Origin of the sequence: Psychroserpens damuponensis, assembly GCF_000826655.1 — a bacterium.
Lineage (GTDB): Bacteria > Bacteroidota > Bacteroidia > Flavobacteriales > Flavobacteriaceae > Psychroserpens > Psychroserpens damuponensis.
The window spans coordinates 98,402-115,798 of sequence record NZ_JXJO01000002.1 but is presented as its reverse complement, the minus strand read 5'-3'; the positions used below and the strand labels follow the sequence as shown (position 1 = coordinate 115,798).

Below are 17,397 nucleotides of genomic sequence, written 5' to 3'. Positions count from 1 at the left end.
TATTAGTTGCCTAAAATTCTATCTACCAATTTATCTTTAGCCGCTTGATCATCACCACACAGCCATTGAATCACATTGTCTTCCCAAATAGCATCGCGATCGGTTTCCGAAATAATGTTTCGTTCCATGGCTAAATCCAATATTTTACCAGGATACGACGACTGTTTAGCACTTTCCATTTCGCCTAAAGGATAAGGGTCATCCAATCCCATTAATACTTGTTTTGATCCTTGATTTCTTAAAAGTAATTCTAAACCACCTGTGTCATGCACTAAGGTGTCAAAAAAGATGTTTTTATGTCCAACCGCTTTTCTAGGATGACTTTTGCCTTCAAATAAATCTGGTCTCCCATCAAAACCTTGAATTCTTCGCCCTAAGTTTATTTGTGCTAGTTGCCCACCATGAGCAAAGCAAGTACGCATATTAGGATACTTGTCTTGATATCCATTTAATGTTAAAAAATGATAAGCATCAGCACATTGTGCTAGCATCCAAATTAAATGAAAACGCCAAGATGTATTTTCTAGTTTTATAAATTTTTCGCCATCATAAGGATGTATTTCAACGGCCAAATTATATTTGTTTGCCAATTCAAATATAGGTTCATTTTCTTCATCAAAAATGCATCGCCAAGTTCCAATGGTATCCATGTAATGCGTTGGTAAGCATAATAATTGCATGCCTAATTCTTCTACACAACGTTCAATTTCCCAACACGCACCTCTTACAAATCCAGGGTGTACTACAAAGCCACATGTAAATTTACTCGGATTTTCTCGTTGCACTTTGGCGTTAAAATCATTTTGAAACCGCAATGCTTGTTTCATTTCTTCAACACGTAAACCATTTCCATAAAGCTGTGATAAATTAAGTACAACAGCATGGTCTATATTAAAACGTTCCATCCAAGCTAGTTTTTCATTTAAGAAAAAACTAGAATCTGTAATGGGACGATTCCAATCCTTTTGCAGCATAAATTTTCGGTCTTTATCTACCCAAAAAATGCCTTTATCTTGCATAAATTGTGGAATTTCCTCAGGATAAGGAAGTAAGTGGGAGTGACCGTTGATTCTTAATTTTCGTTTACTCATCTAATTTAACTTTCTTAGGTGGTTGCATAATTTCACCACAGTTTGGGCAACTGCGTTTATCTTTATCATTGTAATAGTTATCAAATATTTTTGGCATATCTGTTTCAATATTTTCTACAGTAAAATCCTCTTCATATAATTTGGTAGTGCAGTTTTCGCAAAACCATAATAATGCATCTTGTACACCTTTTTCTCTTGGATATTCAATAACTAAGCCCACGGTATTTGCACCTCGTTGCGGAGAATGTGGGACTTTTGGCGGTAATAAAAAGATGTCACCTTCTTTAATATGAATATCTTTTGGAGTGCCATTATCAATTACTTTTAACACCATATCACCTTCCACTTGGTAGAAAAACTCTGGAGTTTCATTATAATGATAATCTTTTCTACTATTGGGTCCACCTACAACCATAACAATAAAGTCACCATCTTTCCAAACCACTTTATTCCCAACAGGTGGCTTTAATAAATGGCGATTTTCTTCAATCCAAGCTTTAAAGTTTATAGGCGAATATAATTTACTCATGATAAAAATTATTTAAGTGTTGTCATCCTAAAATTGTTTTAGGATCTCATAATTTGGGCGTTACCCTAAAAAGGGTCAGGCTTTTCACTATATCTTTTTTTGCCATATATGGCAGCAAAAAAAGGATGTCGTTGCAATCCTTAACGCAAACTCATCAATTCAATAAAATTAGTGATAATAAATGAAATTTTAGAAAATAGACGCGTCGGTTTTTAAACTTGTCTAGTCTATTAATTATAAGCTTTTCGTTCTTCCACCATCCACAGGTAAATTAATACCATTAATATATCCTGCACGTTCGCTAGCTAAAAACGTAATAGCATCAGCCAATTCTTCGGGTTTCGCAAAACGTTTTGCAGGTACAGCACTTTTCATTGCATTAGCCGATTCTTCTTGGGTGTTTCCAGATTTAGCCGATTTGTTTTTAATAATTTCAGCCAAACGATCAGTTCCTGTAGCTCCTGGCAATACATTGTTCACTGTTATACCAAATTGTCCAAGCTCATTAGCTAAGGTCTTACTCCAATTGGCTACAGCACCACGAATGGTGTTACTTACGCCTAAACCATCTAGAGGTTGCTTAACAGATGTTGAAATCACATTAATGATACGACCATATCCTTCGCTTTTCATAAATGGTACAACAGTTTGTGCCAATACATGGTTACATTTTAAATGTTGCGTAAATGCATTTTCAAACTCGTCGATTTCCGCAGAAAAAACAGGTCCGCCTTTTGGTCCACCTGTATTATTAACCAAAACATGAAAACCATGATTATCATTAATATAGTTTGAAACCTTGTCTTTAAGTTCCATAGGATTGGAAAAATCTGCAACAATGTAGCTGTGGTTTCTATGCTGAGGTAATGCTGCCAATGTTGCTTTTAACTTATCTTCATTTCTAGCAATTAGAGTGATTATTGCGCCTTCTTCAGCTAAAGCCAAAGCTGTTGCTTTTCCAATTCCTGCCGTACTACCGCAAACTAATGCGTGTTTGTTGTTTAGTTCTAGATTCATAATATTTCCTGCTAGGGCAGGAATCTTTTTAATTAATATTTAGTTTCAAATGAGATGCTGAAACAAGTTCAGCATGACGCTAGGCATTAATACTTGATGCACACATTTTTAGCTTCAGTAAAAAAGCGTAAAGCTTCAAAACCGCCTTCTCTACCAACTCCAGATGCTTTTACACCTCCAAAAGGTGTTCGTAAATCTCGCATCATCCAGGTGTTAACCCAAACAATGCCTGCTTGTAATTGGTTGCTCATGCGCATGGTTCGTTTTAAATCGTTGGTCCATAGTGTTGCTGAAAGTCCGTATTTTACTTTGTTTGCCATTTGTAATACCTGGTCTTCATTAGAAAAAGGCATAATAGTGACTACTGGTCCAAATATTTCTTCTTGGTTAACTCTACAGTTATCGTTTTGTACTTCAATAACGGTTGGTTCTAGATAATATCCGTTTTCGTAATTTGTTATCGTAACTTCATTTCCTCCGCATAAAATGGTTCCGTTTTCGTCTTTGGCGATTTGAATGTATTCTTTTACTTTTTCTAAATGTGGTTTTGAGACTAATGCTCCAATATTGGTGTCTTTTTGAGATGGATGACCAACTTTAAGCGCTTTTACTTTATTGACAAAATCAGACTTAAATTTATCGTAAATAGACTGTTCTACAAAAATCCGACTTCCGCAGAGACAAATTTGACCTTGATTGGCAAACGACGATCGTACTGTGGTATTGAGCATATCCTCATAATCGCAATCTGCAAAGATGATATTTGGGTTTTTTCCGCCCAATTCTAAAGACAGTTTTTTAAACATTGGTGCTGCTACTTTGGCAATATGAGCTCCAGTAGCAGTGCCTCCTGTAAAGGATATAGCTTTTATGTTTGGATGTTCAACAATGGCTTGACCAGTTGAGCCACCAAGGCCATGAACAATATTTAAAACTCCTTTTGGCAAACCAGCTTCATTGCAAATTTCTCCTAAAAGGTAGGCGGTCATTGGTGTGACTTCACTTGGTTTTGCCACCACACAGTTTCCTGCTGCTAAGGCTGGAGCAATTTTCCAAGTAAAGAGATAGAGTGGGAGATTCCAAGGAGAAATGCAACCCACAACTCCAATGGGTTGACGTAATGTGTAATTTACGGCTTGTTGACCAACGCTTTCATGAGATTCACTAGCAAATTGCGTAATTGCATTTCCGAAGAAACGAAAATTACTTGCTGCTCTTGGGATATCAACGGCTTTTGCTAGAGATACAGGCTTGCCATTGTCTTTACTTTCGGCTTCTGCAAAGCGTTGCAAATTAGCTTCTAGTAATTCGGAAATTTTAATAAGAATTCTACTGCGTTCTTCTAATGTGGTTTGGGACCAACTAGAAAATGCAGATTTTGCTGCGCTGTACGCATTCTCTACATCTTCTTTGGTTGAATCTGGTATTTGTCCGTAAATAATACCGTTTGATGGGTTGTAGTTATCTATCCAATTGTCTAGAATTGGATTTTTAAATTCTCCGTTGATGTAGTTTTTTATGTTCATTAGATTGTGATGAAAAATTAAGAGAGAAAAAACAATATGTTGTGAGTTTTTATGCTTTGTTTAACCTCGTTTTTTATAAGCCATCACTTTAATCTCAACAACTAAATCTGGATGTGGTAATTGATGAACCGCTACTGTGGTTCGAGTTGGTCCTGTCGCTTTCTCAAAGAACTCTGCGTAGGCTTTGTTATAGTCTGCAAAGTCATTCATATTAACTAGAAATGATGTGACATCTACAACATCTTCGAGACCTGCTCCCACCGATTTTAGATTGATATCAATATTTTTTAAAACTTCTTGTGTTTGAGTATAGGCATTTAAACGTTTGGTTCCCATCTCGTCAATAATATCTACGCCTGCAATGGTATTATCTTTTCGGCGCGAGCTTGTGCCTGAAACGAAAATAAAATCGCCAACTTGTTTAACGTGTGGATAGGCTCCTCTAGGTGTTACACCACTTCCTGCGGAAGCAGGTATCTCTTTGTTTTTCTCGTTCATAATTTCTGTCATTCCTGCGTAGGCAGGAATCTAATATTAAATTCTTTCTTATTTTATTCATTTTGCCTTGATGCAAAACGATCCAAAAAATCAAGATCAAGCCAAGGAGTTTTTCAGTTAAAAAACTGAAAACCGATTTGAAAACTCCGCGTCGAACTGCGTTCTCCTGTTCTCGGAGCTTTTCTTCATCTATTCTTCGCCTTGACGTTCAATTCTCCGAATTGATTTGGGACTCGAACTTTTACTTTCTTTTGTTTTTATCCCAATGTTATTTTTCATTTTTGCTAACTCCTAACGCAATCTAGCAACCTTATCATCTTTTAAAATTGCTTCGGTTTCTGTTTTTACTTTGTCTAAAACATCTTTAAGATCGTCATCTGTTGAAATTATACCATCGGCTAGCATGTTTAATATGGCTTTGTCTTGAGCTCGCCCTCTCAACATCGCTTGTCTATAACCAATAGCTTCATTAAAGGTAACTAAACTATATTTTGAAGCGTAGTCTTCAGGAAATTCTTTCTCTAAAGCCATTTCTATTTTACGTTTTTCTTGAAATATCGCTTGACCAACATGGTCTTTCATTTCATGAAAATTATCAATAGCTAAATCTGCAATGGCATCTGTATCTTTCTTTCTAATGTTTTCATAAGCTGTGAAAATTGTTTCCCAATTAGCATCTTTATGAGTGTCTAAAACGTGATCAAATTCTACAACATCTTCAAAGGATGCGTTCATACCTTGACCGTAAAATGGAACAATCGCATGCGCAGAATCTCCCATTAACAACGTATTGCCTTTATAATGCCAAGGTGAACATTTTACAGTACCTAAAGGTGCTGTTGGGTTTTCAAAGAAATCATCAACTAGATTTGGCATTAATTCTAGGGCATCTGGAAATTCTTTTTGGAAGAATTCTGTAACGATTTCAGGACTAGTTAAGTTATTAAAATTGTATTCACCTTCAGTATAACTTAAAAATAAAGTTACTGTAAAGCTTCCGTCTAAATTAGGAAGCGCAATAACCATAAAGTCGCCTCTTGGCCAAATGTGTAATGCATTTTTATAGGTTTTGTAGTCTCCGGTTTCCGAAGGAAGAATAGAGAGTTCTTTATAACCATGAGTGAGGTAGTTTTGCGAAAAGCTAAACAAGAATTTTTTTCCTAAATAATAGCTTTTGCGTAATGCTGAGCCTGCACCATCGGTTGCAAAAATAGCGTCGGCATCTTCTATAAACTCTTTTTTAGTATTGTAATCTTGAAAATTTGCTGTGGTATTTTCAAAATCAACCGACTTGCATTTTTTATTAAAATGGATGGTAACATTGTCATGTTTTTCGGCTTCGTTTAATAGTAAGCTATTGAGTTCGCCTCTAGAAATAGAATTGATATACTCATAATCCCGACCACTATAATTTGACAAAAACGTATTGCCTTCTCTATCATGAATCATACGACCATTCATTGGGATACAGAGTGCTTTTACTTTTTGTTCTAACCCAACGAGTTTCATTGCCTTGTTGCCGCGATCAGAAAATGCTAAGTTTATAGATCTTCCTGCGGAAATATCAGTTTTACGCAAATCGGGACGCATTTCATAAACTGTGACGTTGTAACCTCGTTGTCCTAAACGTAATGCGAGGAGGCTTCCGCAGAGACCTGCGCCTATAATTAATATATTTTGTTTGTTGTTATGCATTTAATTTACTTTTAAGATATTGAATTTCTTCATAGGTTAATCTAAGCCGACTTAAATTTAGACTTTTGTTTTTGTTCTCGCTATTGATAAAGTGAAGCTCAGAAGACGCTGCATTAAATTTGATTTGTGAAAAATTTAAGTATTCTAACTTTTTTATCAATTTATCATCTAGTAGGAGAATTATTTTATTTTCTGTTATTATAAAAAAATCTTTACTGCTGTTAAGGCACATACTTAAAAATCCGAAAAACTGATATTTCCAAAATCCAATATCAGATTTCTTTTTTATCTTGACTATAATTTTCTCGTTTTTTAGTACGGAAGATATATAGATTAAGCTATCCATCTAAGATGTTTTTTAATCGCTCTACAAACTCATACACATCTAAAAATGAATTGTAGAGTGGTACAGGAGCACAACGTATTACATCTGGTTCTCTCCAATCTGTTACAACTCCAGCTTGTGTGAGTTTATCATGTAAGCTTTTCTCAGCGTTTTTTACTTGTATAGAGAGCTGACAACCACGTTCATTAGGGTTGCTAGGTGTAATGATTTTAATATCAGAATTATTTAATGCATTGATAAGGAACTCAAAATAACCTGTTAATTGTTTTGATTTGTCGCAAAGTTTATCAAATCCTGCAGTTTCAAATACGTCTAAAGAGGCGCGAATTGCTGCCATTGATAGTATTGGCGGATTACTGAGTTGCCAACCTTCGGCTCCTGGTAATTGATCAAACTCATCACGCATTTTAAAACGTGTTTGTTTGTTATGCGACCACCAACCTGTAAAACGGTTTAAATCTTTATTGTGTGCATGACGTTCATGAACAAAGGCTCCGGATAAACTTCCAGGACCTGAGTTTAAATATTTATAACTACACCACACAGCAAAATCGGCTCCGCTATCATGAAGATTTAATTGTACATTTCCTGCGCCATGTGCACAGTCAAAACCTACAACACAACCGTGAGCATGTCCTAAATTAGCAATACGTTTTAAATCAAAAAACTGACCAGTATAGTAATTTACACCACCAATCATCACCATGGCGATTTCATTACCATGTTCGTTTAAAATGGCTTCTAAATCTTCATAATTGGCTAATTCTTCGCCTTGTCGAGCTTTCCAGAGAATTAAGCCTTCATTATCATCATAGCCATGATGACGTAATTGAGATTCTACAGCATATTTGTCACTAGGAAAAGCATCGGCTTCTATTAAAATTTTATAGCGTTGTGGTGTTGGTTTATAAAAGCTCACCATCATAAAATGGAGGTTTGCTGTGAGCGAATTCATCACCACGACTTCTAAGGGTTTTGCTCCAACAATTTTAGCCATGTTTTCGGTGAGAAATTCGTGGTAATGTAGCCATGGGTTTTTTCCATGCGTATGACCATCAACACCAAGATTTGCCCAATCAAGTAGTTCTTGATTGATATAGTCTTTTGTGACTTTAGGTTGAAGGCCTAAGGAGTTCCCAGTCATGTAGATGAGCTCATTTCCTAGGTTGTCTTTAGGGATATGAAATTGTTGTCTATACTGCGATAATGGGTCTAGGGTGTCTTGTTGCTTTGCATAATCAAGACCAAGTTTATAGTTGGACAAAGTGATTTTTTTTTCGGTTGTTAACAAAAATAGCATATTTAAATGATATTTCCATTTGTCAAATAAAGTAGAAAGAAATTGAGAATTAAAAAGGAATTAAATAATTTTGTTCTTATATTAATAGAGAATTTATTATCAATAATTTTTTCTAGATGCTAAAAAAACTTTGGTCTTCTTACCATAAATGGTACATTAAGTATAGTGGTTTTTCTGACGATGAGGATAAAGATGTCTTGTCATTTTTTAGAGATAAATTATTTGTGTCTATTCTTATATTAACACTGGTGTTAGGTGTTTTTTCTTATTTTCCTAGTACTGGTATGGCGCTTGTTTTAGGCGAAATGCCTGTAGTTTATATAAACACTGCGGCTATTTTAGTTATTGTTTTTCTGTTTTTGAATAAACGAATGTCTCTACAAACAAAGAAGGCAATATTTTCTATAAATTTCTTTGTTTTATCTTTTGCCTTAGTTATTACTTTGGGGCTTCTTGGTAATGGTACGCTGTTACTTTTTTTGCTAAATGTTTTAATGACGCTTTATAGTGGGAGAAGAGCAGGTGTAATTTCTGTTTTAGTGACTACTGTATTTTATATCATAATTCTATTTATATATTATTTTAGTTGGATTGATTTACAAATTTTTAACGAGGCTCCATTTGAAGTTTTTTTAATTGTTTTTATTAATAATGTGCTTTTTGGCTTACTTACAGTATTTTCTGTGTCATTTTTGATAGATCAATTACACAGTGCGTTGCTTAAAGAGGGTGAGTTACAAGCAGAACTCCAAGAGAAACATAACAATGTAATTATTGCAAAAGAGAAAGCAGAACAATCAGATAAATTAAAAACAGCTTTCTTGGCCAATATGAGTCATGAGATTGGAACACCAATGTATGGTATTTTAGGTTGTGCAGAGCTATTGAAGTCGTACAATGTTGGTGATGAGGAATATAAGGAGTATGTGGATGTTATTGAAGGCAATGGTAAAAAATTATTAGATGTTATTACAGATATTTTGAGTGTTTCTAAAATAGATACTGGTTTAATGCCTATTAATAAAACAGAATTTAATATTAATGACAGCTTACAGAATATTTATAATATGTTTTTGCAAGATGCTGAAGCTAAAGATGTTCATTTTAGTTTAAATAATTTTATTTCTAAAAAAGATTATATTGTAAATACAGATCATAATAAATTTAAGGAGGTTTTAAAGCATTTAATTAAAAACGCCATTAAGTATACTTCAAAAGGTGATAGCATTGTTGTTAGTTGTAGTCTAGATGCTAGTAACTCTTCTCAATTGAGATTCCAAATTGTAGATACAGGTATTGGTATACCTGAGGATAAACTGAATGCTGTTTTTGATTCCTTCTATCAGGTTGAGGTTGCTAATAGAAATACGCTTAATGGGTCTGGGTTAGGATTGTCGATTGCTAAGGCTTATGTACGAATGTTAGGAGGAAATTTAGAATTAGAAAGTACAGAAGGCAAAGGGACTTCTATTTGGTTTGCCATAGATATGGACTTATAATGTCATTATAATTTTCTATTTCATAAATTTTAGAAAAAAATAAAGCGCTTTAACTATGTAGATAAAGCGCTTTGAATATATATAGACGCACAGTGCGGAATATTAATATATAATATATACGTCTATAAGTCGGTAATTAGATGTTTAGATTACACGAAACTTAAATTTTAATAGTATTTTAAGATTTGATTACTTTACAGTAATATTCGTAAAGTAGAGTTTCCAGTTGCCTTCAGATTTTATATGATCTTTTGCAATTTTTAAACCGTTAAAATCACCGTAGTTTTCAAAAGAGGTAATCATAGTGGGTTTGGTGGTATTTCCTTTTCTAAAAATCCATTCTTTAATTTCATGTTTATTGTCAAAATAAAAGTCGTAAGCATCGCCTGGAGTATATCCACCTTCATTAGCATATAAAACGGTAATTTTATTGAGTTCTGTTTTGCTCATTGGTGCGATTTCTTTTGTTGATTTCGAAATTATTGTGCCTTCATCCCAAACCATTTGATAAGGTGCTAATAGCCAGAATTTATCGTTAATAAAACTTTGATCTGCTTTTATTGAAGTACTATCTATAGATTTTCTGTTATAAGTAATAACTTCTTTTCCTGTGGTTAATTTTACGTCATCGGTTTTTGGGTTCCAACGCCATGAACGTTCAAAATGGTTACCGTTATTGTCAACATTAAATGTGAAATCAATTTGTGAGACTTCATTCCAGTTTTTCAATCCGTGGGCATAAGCAATTTCTTCGGCTACAGTTAGTTTCTCTTCGATTTGAGATGTACTATTTTTTTCGCTTGTGCTACCTTTTGACGATGTATCGGAAATTGGATGTGATACATCATTTGGATTTTTAGGATCAGATTTGCAAGACACTAAAAGTGCGATCATGCAAAGTGTTGTTAGTAATCGTGTCATTTGTTTTTTTTGTAAAGGTATGAAAGTCTTAATATTTCCGAAGTTATTGTTAACTTACCGTTATAATTATATCGTTATGGACAAGAAGCAATTTGAAGTTAATAGACAAACATGGAATGAAAAGGTGAAAATTCATTCAAAAAGTGAGATGTATAACTTAGACGTTTTTAAAAAAGGAAAATCCTCTTTGATGCCTTATGAGCTTAAAGCTTTGGGTGATGTAAAAGGTAAGTCATTATTGCATTTACAATGCCATTTTGGTCAAGATACATTAAGTTGGAGTAGAATGGGTGCCCAATGTGTAGGCGTTGATTTAAGCGATGAAGGGGTTGCGTTAGCTACGTCGTTAAACGAAGAATTAAAACTTGATGCATCGTTTGTGTGTTGTAATGTTTTGGATGTGTCTAAACATATAAAAGAGACGTTTGATATTGTATTTACCAGTTATGGTGTGATTGGTTGGTTGCCCGATTTAAAACCTTGGGGACAAATGATTGCTGAGCGTTTAAATAAAGGTGGTACGTTTTATATGGCAGAATTTCACCCAATTGTTTGGATGTTTGATTATCTAGATGGCAAACCCATTATGAAATATGGTTATATGCAGGATGAGATCATTTATGAAGAATACGAAGGGACTTATGCTGATGAAAATTCAAAAATGATAAGTAAAGAATATGGTTGGAATCACGGATTAAGCGAAGTAATCAACGCGCTAGTTGAAGCAGGTTTGCAAATAGAATATTTAAATGAATATGATGAAAGCCCATATGATGTATTGCCTAATCTCGTTAAAACCACATCAGGTATGTATGCGACACAAGATAAATTGTATCCTCTTATTTTTGAAATAAAAGCAAGAAAATGAGGTTGTATGATAAGGGTATAAAATGAAGCGAAGCATCTTTTTTGAAATAGTAAAGATGCTTCGCTTTTTTTTTAATGATAAGCTATGTTAATGCTTGTTTTTTAAAACTTTTGGCATTTTTGCCTTAAATTTATTTAACCTTGGGATAGATACATTTCTAATATAGCTTTGGTTAGGGTGCAAACGCTCATAGTTTTGATGGTAATCTTCACCAACCCAAAATTTTTGAAATGGATAGACTTCTGCAGCGATTGTTGCATTTAGTTCTTTAGCTAAAGCTGCTTTTTTATTTTCAATGATTTGTTTTTGAGCATCATTTTGATAAAAAATTATAGAACGGTATTGAAAGCCTTTGTCTGGTCCTTGACCATTAACCTGTGTTGGATTTTGAGATGCAAAATATACATCTACCAATGTTTCAAAACTAACTACGTTAGGGTCATAAATAATTTCTACAGCTTCGGCATGATCTTTTATACGACCATAACTGTTAGACTCGTAGGTTGGGTTTTTTGTGTGTCCGCCAGCATAACCACTTATAGATTCGTCTACACCTTTAACGCTTTCAAAAACGGCCTCTACACACCAAAAGCAACCACTTGCAAAATAGGCTTTAGCTTTACCATTTTCTAAAGGAACTTCAATTGGGTCTGCACTGATAACTGCTTGCTGTTTGTTATTAGTTTGTGCGTTATTTTGACAACTAAATACAAGTATAATAGCTAAGGTGGATAAAATATTTTTCATAAATGTTTTCTTTTTTTTATTTGGTCGTGTAAATTGATTAAATCTTAAAAAATGAGCGTGAATGTTTTGTTAAAATAAAAAAGCCTTCATCTAGAAGATAAAGGCTTTTAAAATATGTAATTGTAATGGATTATAGTTTTGCAAACATTTTTTCCATTTTAGTTTTTTCTTCTTCTGCTAATTCTGCATCAACAAGAATTCTACCACTATGTTCATCTGTAATTACTTTTTTACGAGAACCAATTTCAACTTGTACTTGTGGCGGAATTGTAAAGAAAGAACCACCAGCAGCACCTCTTTCAATTGGTACAACAGCTAATCCGTTTTTTACATTATTTCTAATACGTAAATAGGCTTTTACTAAACGATCATCTAATTTCTTTTGGAAATCTTCAGATTTTTTAATTAAAGCTTCTTCTTCTTTTTGAGTTTCAGCTAAAATAGCATCAAGCTCATTACGTTTATGCTTTAAGTGAGATTTACGATCTTTAAGACGCGATTTTGTTTCGTCTATCACAGCTTTTTTCTGATCGATTTGAACTTTAAATTCTTTAATATGCTTTTCAGCCAATTGAATTTCTAATTCTTGAAACTCAACTTCTTTAGTTAAAGAATTAAATTCTCTGTTATTTCTAACATTTTTTTGTTGTTCACTATATTTCTTAATCAAAGTTTTCGCTTCTTCAATTAAGTTCTTTTTTGACTTAATTTGATCATCAATTAAATCTAAGTTTACAGATAATTTTTCAAGTCTTGTATTTAAACCTTCAACTTCATCTTCTAAATCTTGAACTTCTAGAGGCAATTCTCCTCTAACGTTTCTTATTTCATCTACTCTAGAGTCGATTAATTGTAAATCATACAATGCTCTTAATCTATCTTCTACAGATGCTTCAGCTTTTTTTGCCATAATTATAAATACTTTACCGGATTTGTATTCGTCGTTGATAAAACGACTGCAAAATTAGTGATTTTTTTTGAGAGATACTCTACTAAAAAGTTTTTTGTGAACTGTTCGCTTTCATAATGTCCAATATCTGCTAGAATTATCTCATTTTCTGCGGAAAAGAAATCATGGTATTTTAAGTCGGCAGTTATCAAAATATCAGCTCCTGCTCGTTTAGCGGCAGATATGGCGAAACTTCCTGAGCCACCAAGCACAGCTACTTTTTTAATTGTTTGTTTTGAAATTTTTGAATGTTTTATACAGGATACCTTCATTGTTTCTTTTACAAATGCTAAAAACGTCATGGTATCTTGAGAATTCTGAAGTTCTCCAACCATTCCCATTCCTATATTTTGATTGTAATTATCTAAAGTGGTGACTTCAAAGGCTACTTCTTCATAGGGATGATGCTCAAAAAGTGTGCTTAGCAATTTTGATTCAAGGTGCTTGTTAAAGGTGACTGAGATTTGGGTTTCTTTTTCTTCATGTAATACTCCTTTTTCACCTAGTGTGGGATTTGAGTTTTCATTTCCTTTATAGGTTCCTAAGCCTTCGGTATTGAAACTGCAGTTGTCATAATTGCCAATATTACCTGCTCCTGCTTTAAAAAGTTGAGATCTTAGAGTGTTTGCATTTCCGAGGGGAACAAAAGTGGTTAGTTTTTTTATAGTTCCTTTTTGTGGAATCAAAATCCTCTTATTTATTAAACCTAAAGTGTTACAAATGATGTCGTTTACGCCATTAATAGCATTATCTAAAGCCGTATGAATGGCAAAAATGGCAATATCATTTTTTATGGCTTTCAACACGGTTTTCTCAACATAGTTTTTACCAGTAAGGGATTTTAAGCCTTTAAAAATGATGGGATGAAAACTTATAATGAGGTTGCAGTTTTTAGTAATGGCTTCATCAACAACAGCTTCTATAGTGTCTAGAGTTACTAAAACTCCAGAGATCTTTTTGTTTTTGTCTCCAACAAGTAAGCCTACATTGTCAAAATCTTCGGCATAATGTAAAGGCGCTAACGTTTCTAGGTGATTTATTACATCTTGAATTACCATATAATTTTTGTGTTGTGTTTAAAAACAAATATAAAATATTAACTTCGTTCTTAATGAAGCTACTTAGAAAAATACTTTTTCCAATTGTTCCTGTGTATTATATTGTCACTTGGGTTCGAAATATATTGTACGATTTGGGCTGGAAAACCTCAAAGTCATATGCGCTACCAGTGATTTGCGTAGGTAATTTAAGTACAGGAGGTACAGGTAAATCTCCAACCATAGAATATTTAATACGAGTATTGAAAACAAAATATAAGGTTGCTACGCTAAGTCGTGGATATAAGCGCGAGACCACGGGATTTATTATTGCTAATGACAATGCTACAGCGCAAACCATAGGTGATGAGCCTTTTCAATTTTATAGTAAGTTTAAAGATGTTACGGTTAGTGTTGATGCTAATAGACAACATGGAATAACTCAACTTATCAAACAAAAGCAACCTGACGTTATACTTTTAGACGATGCTTTTCAACATAGAAAAGTGAAAGCCAGTTTTAATATATTATTGACGAGTTACGATAATTTGTATTGCGATGATATTGTTTTGCCAACCGGAAATCTTAGAGAACCACGATCTGGCGCAAAACGTGCACAGCTTATTGTGGTTACAAAATGTCCTACAAGTTTATCATCTTCGGAAAAGGAAACTATCAAAAATAAGCTTAAGCCGTTAAAAGATCAAGAGGTTTTTTTTAGTTCTATAGCGTATTCTGAAACTGTGTTTAGTGCCAATGATGAATTAGCACTGAGCGCATTTAAAGGTCAAAAAATTACAGTAGTTACTGGTATTGCTAATCCGTTACCATTTATCAACTATTTAAAGTCTCAATCTATAGATTTTGAGCATTTAAGTTTTAAAGATCATCATGATTTTTCTTCTTCGGAAATGGAACTGTTGAAACAAAAGAACATCATTTTAACAACAGAAAAGGATTATGTGAGGTTGAAAGATGGTTTTAAAACACAGTCTCAACAACTATGGTATGTGCCTATTTCATTTAAAATAGATCATCATGAAGCGTTTGATGCTAAAATAGTATCGCATCTAGCTAATTTTTAATTACGAATATGAAACGGTTGTGTCTTGGTTTGTGGCTAGGACTTCGTAAAGTTTTTTCTCAAAGTCTTCTTGCTTAAATGGTTTTGAAATGATGTCATTAAATCCGGCTTCGTCAAACTCGTGCATTTTATCTTCTAGAGTTACAGCGGTAAGCGCAAAGATTGTAAGATCTTTATCAAAAGTTCTAATGATTTTTGTGGCTTCTAGACCGCTAATTCCAGGCATGTGAATATCCATCAACACAATATTGTAATTATTCGCCCTAACTTTTTCTACAGCAGCTTCACCGTTATCAACAACTTCGCATTGTAAATTCATCTTATTAAGAATCTTTTTTGTGATCATTTGGTTGATCTTATTATCCTCAACAATTAAGATTTTAATGTTGCTAATGTCTAATTTACTAATGTTTTTAGAGTAGTCTTCTTTTACGATTTTTACAGTTTCTGGTGCGTAGGTTAATGGGATTTCAAAGAAGAAGGTTGTTCCTTTTCCGAGTTCACTTTTTAAGTAGATTTTTCCTTTTAGTATATCAATAAGACCTTTAACGATTGACAAACCTAAACCTGTACCACCATATTTTCTATTGATTTGTATAGAGCCTTGAGAGAAACTCTCAAACATATTGTCTTGCTTTTGTTTGGAGATCCCAATACCATTATCTTCAATTTCAAAACGAATCATATGATCGTTTCCATTTTGGTCAATACTATAAACTCTAACCCAAATGTCACCATCTTTTGTGAATTTAATTGAGTTACCAATTAAATTGATAAGTATTTGGGAGATTTTTAGATTGTCACCTATAAAGGTTTGTGGTAAATCGGTTTGAAAATTATAATGCATTTTGACATTATTATCTAATGCCGAATTATTTAAAGCAGAACATACATTTTCTACCTTAGTTTTAAGATTAAATAAGATAGGGTCTAATTCTACTTTATTGGCTTCAATTTTATTAATTTGAAGGATGTCGTTAATAAATGTCAATAAATAATCACCTGAGAATTTTAAAGATTTTAAATGCGGTATTTGCTTTTCATTGGGTTCTTCTTCTAAAAGCATATTGGTTAAACCTGTAACTGCATATAACGGTGTTCTTAACTCATGTGTAACGGTAGACAAAAAGTTAGCTTTTGTTTTTGAAGCTAATTCTGCTCGTTTCATGGCTTCAATTAAGTCGTCATTCTTTTCTTGAAGCATATTATTAGATTTGAGTCTAATATTATTGTTTTTATAAAGAGCTAAAGTTAGAAGTGATAAAATTGTAATTAAAGCGATACTAAGTATAGTAGTAATTTTTGCTAAATTACTTTCAGATTCTTGTTCTTCAACTTGTTTTTTTAATTTCTGAAATTCCGAGGCATTATGGGCTTCACTAAAATTTGTTTGGCCAGTTGGAGTCACATTTGAGCGTACTACTGTTAAAATAGAATCAGAAATTCGTGTATGTTTTGCAAGGTAATTATGAGCTTGCTTGTAGTCGCCACTTTTATTGTAAATATCACTAAGAGTTAAGTAGGCTTCATCAACATTATTAATTTGATTATTTGATTTAGCAATGTTTAAACCTTCAATGGCATAGGCAATCCCTTGATCATTATTGCCAAGTTTGATTGATGTTTTACCATTGTAAATTAAAGCTTTTGATAATATGTTTGATTGATTATTTTTCTTAGCTAAAACAATTGTTTTTTCAAATAAAGATTTAGCAGTTTTATACTCTTCTAGTTTAAGATAGACTTGACCTTGATTAAGAGTAACTTCTGGGATATTGGTTTCTAAGCCTTTTTCTTCAAATAATGTTTTAGCAGAGTTTAAATATTCTAAAGCGTCATTGAATTCTTCTTTTCCTGCATGAAGTGCGCCTTTTATACTGTAAGTGATAGCTAAGTTTTCAATGTCTTCTATTTCTCTTTGAATTTCTGCAGCTTTGATAAGTGAAGCTAAAGATTTATCAAATTCATTAATGGTAAACTCTAATTCACCAATTTTAGCTAATATAATACCTTGTTTTTTTTTGTCTTCTATCTTAATAGCAAGTTCTAGTGCCTTTTCGAGATTCTCTTTTGAATTAAAAAAATTACCTCTTTTTAGGTCAAATTCAGATTGTGTAATGATGTTTTCAACACGAAGTTTTTGCGCTTCTTCGTCATTAACATTCTCATTATCAAAATTTTGCGCAAAGGATGCGCATGACAATGTTAAGAATAAAGCAAGTATGTAATATTTGTATAGGGACATATTAGACCACTTTCATTTAGACAAATATAAATATTTATCCGACAA

General features: G+C 33.3%; 16 protein-coding genes. 3 read left to right on the top strand and 13 right to left on the bottom strand.

The features are described 5' to 3' along the window. Window positions 1-2: 2 nt before the first annotated feature. The 8 genes from TD29_RS01470 to kynU form a co-directional block, all read right to left on the bottom strand. Window positions 3-1,091, bottom strand: coding sequence for an amidohydrolase family protein (locus tag TD29_RS01470; RefSeq protein WP_040278388.1), 1,089 nt, complete (start codon window positions 1,089-1,091; stop codon window positions 3-5). Continuing rightward, entirely contained in the window at window positions 1,084-1,620 is a 537-nt protein-coding gene (locus TD29_RS01465; RefSeq protein WP_040278387.1) for a 3-hydroxyanthranilate 3,4-dioxygenase, read from the bottom strand. The genes TD29_RS01470 and TD29_RS01465 overlap by 8 nt, the downstream gene beginning before the upstream one ends. 234 nt (window positions 1,621-1,854) lie before the next feature. Then, on the bottom strand, window positions 1,855-2,637 hold the full coding sequence (locus TD29_RS01460) for an SDR family oxidoreductase (RefSeq protein WP_040278386.1): 783 nt from the start codon (window positions 2,635-2,637) through the stop codon (window positions 1,855-1,857). 86 nt (window positions 2,638-2,723) lie between these two features. Then, window positions 2,724-4,163 (bottom strand): aldehyde dehydrogenase, encoded by a 1,440-nt coding sequence (locus tag TD29_RS01455; protein ID WP_040278384.1) that lies wholly within the window; start codon window positions 4,161-4,163, stop codon window positions 2,724-2,726. A gap of 60 nt (window positions 4,164-4,223) precedes the next feature. Next, window positions 4,224-4,661: a RidA family protein gene (locus TD29_RS01450; RefSeq protein ID WP_052466940.1), complete on the bottom strand. Its 438-nt coding sequence runs from the start codon at window positions 4,659-4,661 to the stop codon at window positions 4,224-4,226. A gap of 291 nt (window positions 4,662-4,952) precedes the next feature. Continuing rightward, window positions 4,953-6,356 (bottom strand): FAD-dependent oxidoreductase, encoded by a 1,404-nt coding sequence (locus TD29_RS01445; RefSeq protein ID WP_040278382.1) that lies wholly within the window; start codon window positions 6,354-6,356, stop codon window positions 4,953-4,955. Beyond that, complete coding sequence (locus TD29_RS01440) at window positions 6,349-6,702, bottom strand: hypothetical protein (RefSeq protein WP_040278380.1); 354 nt, start codon at window positions 6,700-6,702, stop codon at window positions 6,349-6,351. The genes TD29_RS01445 and TD29_RS01440 overlap by 8 nt, the downstream gene beginning before the upstream one ends. Further along, window positions 6,695-7,966, bottom strand: a complete 1,272-nt coding sequence (gene kynU, locus TD29_RS01435; protein ID WP_040278437.1) for a kynureninase — start codon at window positions 7,964-7,966, stop codon at window positions 6,695-6,697. Before kynU ends, TD29_RS01440 begins: the two co-directional genes overlap by 8 nt. 152 nt (window positions 7,967-8,118) lie before the next feature. On the opposite strand from kynU, the gene TD29_RS17775 reads away from it, so the two are divergent. Next, window positions 8,119-9,501 (top strand): sensor histidine kinase, encoded by a 1,383-nt coding sequence (locus tag TD29_RS17775; RefSeq protein WP_052466935.1) that lies wholly within the window; start codon window positions 8,119-8,121, stop codon window positions 9,499-9,501. Between the two features lie 189 nt (window positions 9,502-9,690). Here TD29_RS17775 and TD29_RS01425 read toward each other — a convergent pair whose 3' ends face one another. Then, a complete protein-coding gene (locus TD29_RS01425) occupies window positions 9,691-10,422 on the bottom strand; it encodes a hypothetical protein (protein ID WP_040278379.1) in 732 nt (243 codons plus the stop codon). Window positions 10,423-10,498: 76 nt separating this feature from the next. On the opposite strand from TD29_RS01425, the gene TD29_RS01420 reads away from it, so the two are divergent. After that, the gene (locus TD29_RS01420; protein WP_040278434.1) at window positions 10,499-11,290 is read left to right on the top strand and encodes a class I SAM-dependent methyltransferase; all 792 of its coding nucleotides are present in this window, start codon (window positions 10,499-10,501) and stop codon (window positions 11,288-11,290) included. An 87-nt stretch (window positions 11,291-11,377) separates the two neighbouring features. Here the strand turns inward: TD29_RS01420 and msrA are convergent, their stop codons facing one another. From msrA to TD29_RS01405, 3 genes are all read right to left on the bottom strand, one after another. Further along, the gene (gene msrA, locus TD29_RS01415) at window positions 11,378-12,037 is read right to left on the bottom strand and encodes a peptide-methionine (S)-S-oxide reductase MsrA (protein ID WP_040278378.1); all 660 of its coding nucleotides are present in this window, start codon (window positions 12,035-12,037) and stop codon (window positions 11,378-11,380) included. Between the two features lie 130 nt (window positions 12,038-12,167). Then, a complete protein-coding gene (locus TD29_RS01410; RefSeq protein ID WP_040278377.1) occupies window positions 12,168-12,947 on the bottom strand; it encodes a zinc ribbon domain-containing protein in 780 nt (259 codons plus the stop codon). A 2-nt stretch (window positions 12,948-12,949) separates the two neighbouring features. Next, complete coding sequence (locus TD29_RS01405) at window positions 12,950-14,044, bottom strand: Nif3-like dinuclear metal center hexameric protein (protein WP_040278375.1); 1,095 nt, start codon at window positions 14,042-14,044, stop codon at window positions 12,950-12,952. A 53-nt stretch (window positions 14,045-14,097) separates the two neighbouring features. Here TD29_RS01405 and lpxK point away from each other — a divergent pair, with 53 nt between their 5' ends. Further along, entirely contained in the window at window positions 14,098-15,108 is a 1,011-nt protein-coding gene (lpxK, locus tag TD29_RS01400) for a tetraacyldisaccharide 4'-kinase (RefSeq protein ID WP_040278374.1), read from the top strand. Here lpxK and TD29_RS01395 read toward each other — a convergent pair whose 3' ends face one another. Continuing rightward, on the bottom strand, window positions 15,109-17,352 hold the full coding sequence (locus tag TD29_RS01395; RefSeq protein WP_040278372.1) for an ATP-binding protein: 2,244 nt from the start codon (window positions 17,350-17,352) through the stop codon (window positions 15,109-15,111). Between the last annotated feature and the right edge of the window lie 45 nt (window positions 17,353-17,397).

Excerpts from the sequence above, each read along its gene's own strand:
- TD29_RS01465 (WP_040278387.1), bottom strand. The coding sequence starts at position 1,620 with ATGAGTAAATTATATTCGCCTATAAACTTTAAAGCTTGGATTGAAGAA.
- TD29_RS01410 (WP_040278377.1), bottom strand. The coding sequence starts at position 12,947 with ATGGCAAAAAAAGCTGAAGCATCTGTAGAAGATAGATTAAGAGCATTG.
- TD29_RS01420 (WP_040278434.1), top strand. The coding sequence starts at position 10,499 with ATGGACAAGAAGCAATTTGAAGTTAATAGACAAACATGGAATGAAAAG.
- TD29_RS17775 (WP_052466935.1), top strand. The coding sequence starts at position 8,119 with ATGCTAAAAAAACTTTGGTCTTCTTACCATAAATGGTACATTAAGTAT.
- TD29_RS01450 (WP_052466940.1), bottom strand. The coding sequence starts at position 4,661 with ATGAACGAGAAAAACAAAGAGATACCTGCTTCCGCAGGAAGTGGTGTA.
- TD29_RS01445 (WP_040278382.1), bottom strand. The coding sequence starts at position 6,356 with ATGCATAACAACAAACAAAATATATTAATTATAGGCGCAGGTCTCTGC.
- lpxK (WP_040278374.1), top strand. The coding sequence starts at position 14,098 with ATGAAGCTACTTAGAAAAATACTTTTTCCAATTGTTCCTGTGTATTAT.
- TD29_RS01440 (WP_040278380.1), bottom strand. The coding sequence starts at position 6,702 with ATGGATAGCTTAATCTATATATCTTCCGTACTAAAAAACGAGAAAATT.
- TD29_RS01455 (WP_040278384.1), bottom strand. The coding sequence starts at position 4,163 with ATGAACATAAAAAACTACATCAACGGAGAATTTAAAAATCCAATTCTA.
- TD29_RS01460 (WP_040278386.1), bottom strand. The coding sequence starts at position 2,637 with ATGAATCTAGAACTAAACAACAAACACGCATTAGTTTGCGGTAGTACG.
- TD29_RS01405 (WP_040278375.1), bottom strand. The coding sequence starts at position 14,044 with ATGGTAATTCAAGATGTAATAAATCACCTAGAAACGTTAGCGCCTTTA.
- msrA (WP_040278378.1), bottom strand. The coding sequence starts at position 12,037 with ATGAAAAATATTTTATCCACCTTAGCTATTATACTTGTATTTAGTTGT.
- TD29_RS01470 (WP_040278388.1), bottom strand. The coding sequence starts at position 1,091 with ATGAGTAAACGAAAATTAAGAATCAACGGTCACTCCCACTTACTTCCT.
- TD29_RS01395 (WP_040278372.1), bottom strand. The coding sequence starts at position 17,352 with ATGTCCCTATACAAATATTACATACTTGCTTTATTCTTAACATTGTCA.
- TD29_RS01425 (WP_040278379.1), bottom strand. The coding sequence starts at position 10,422 with ATGACACGATTACTAACAACACTTTGCATGATCGCACTTTTAGTGTCT.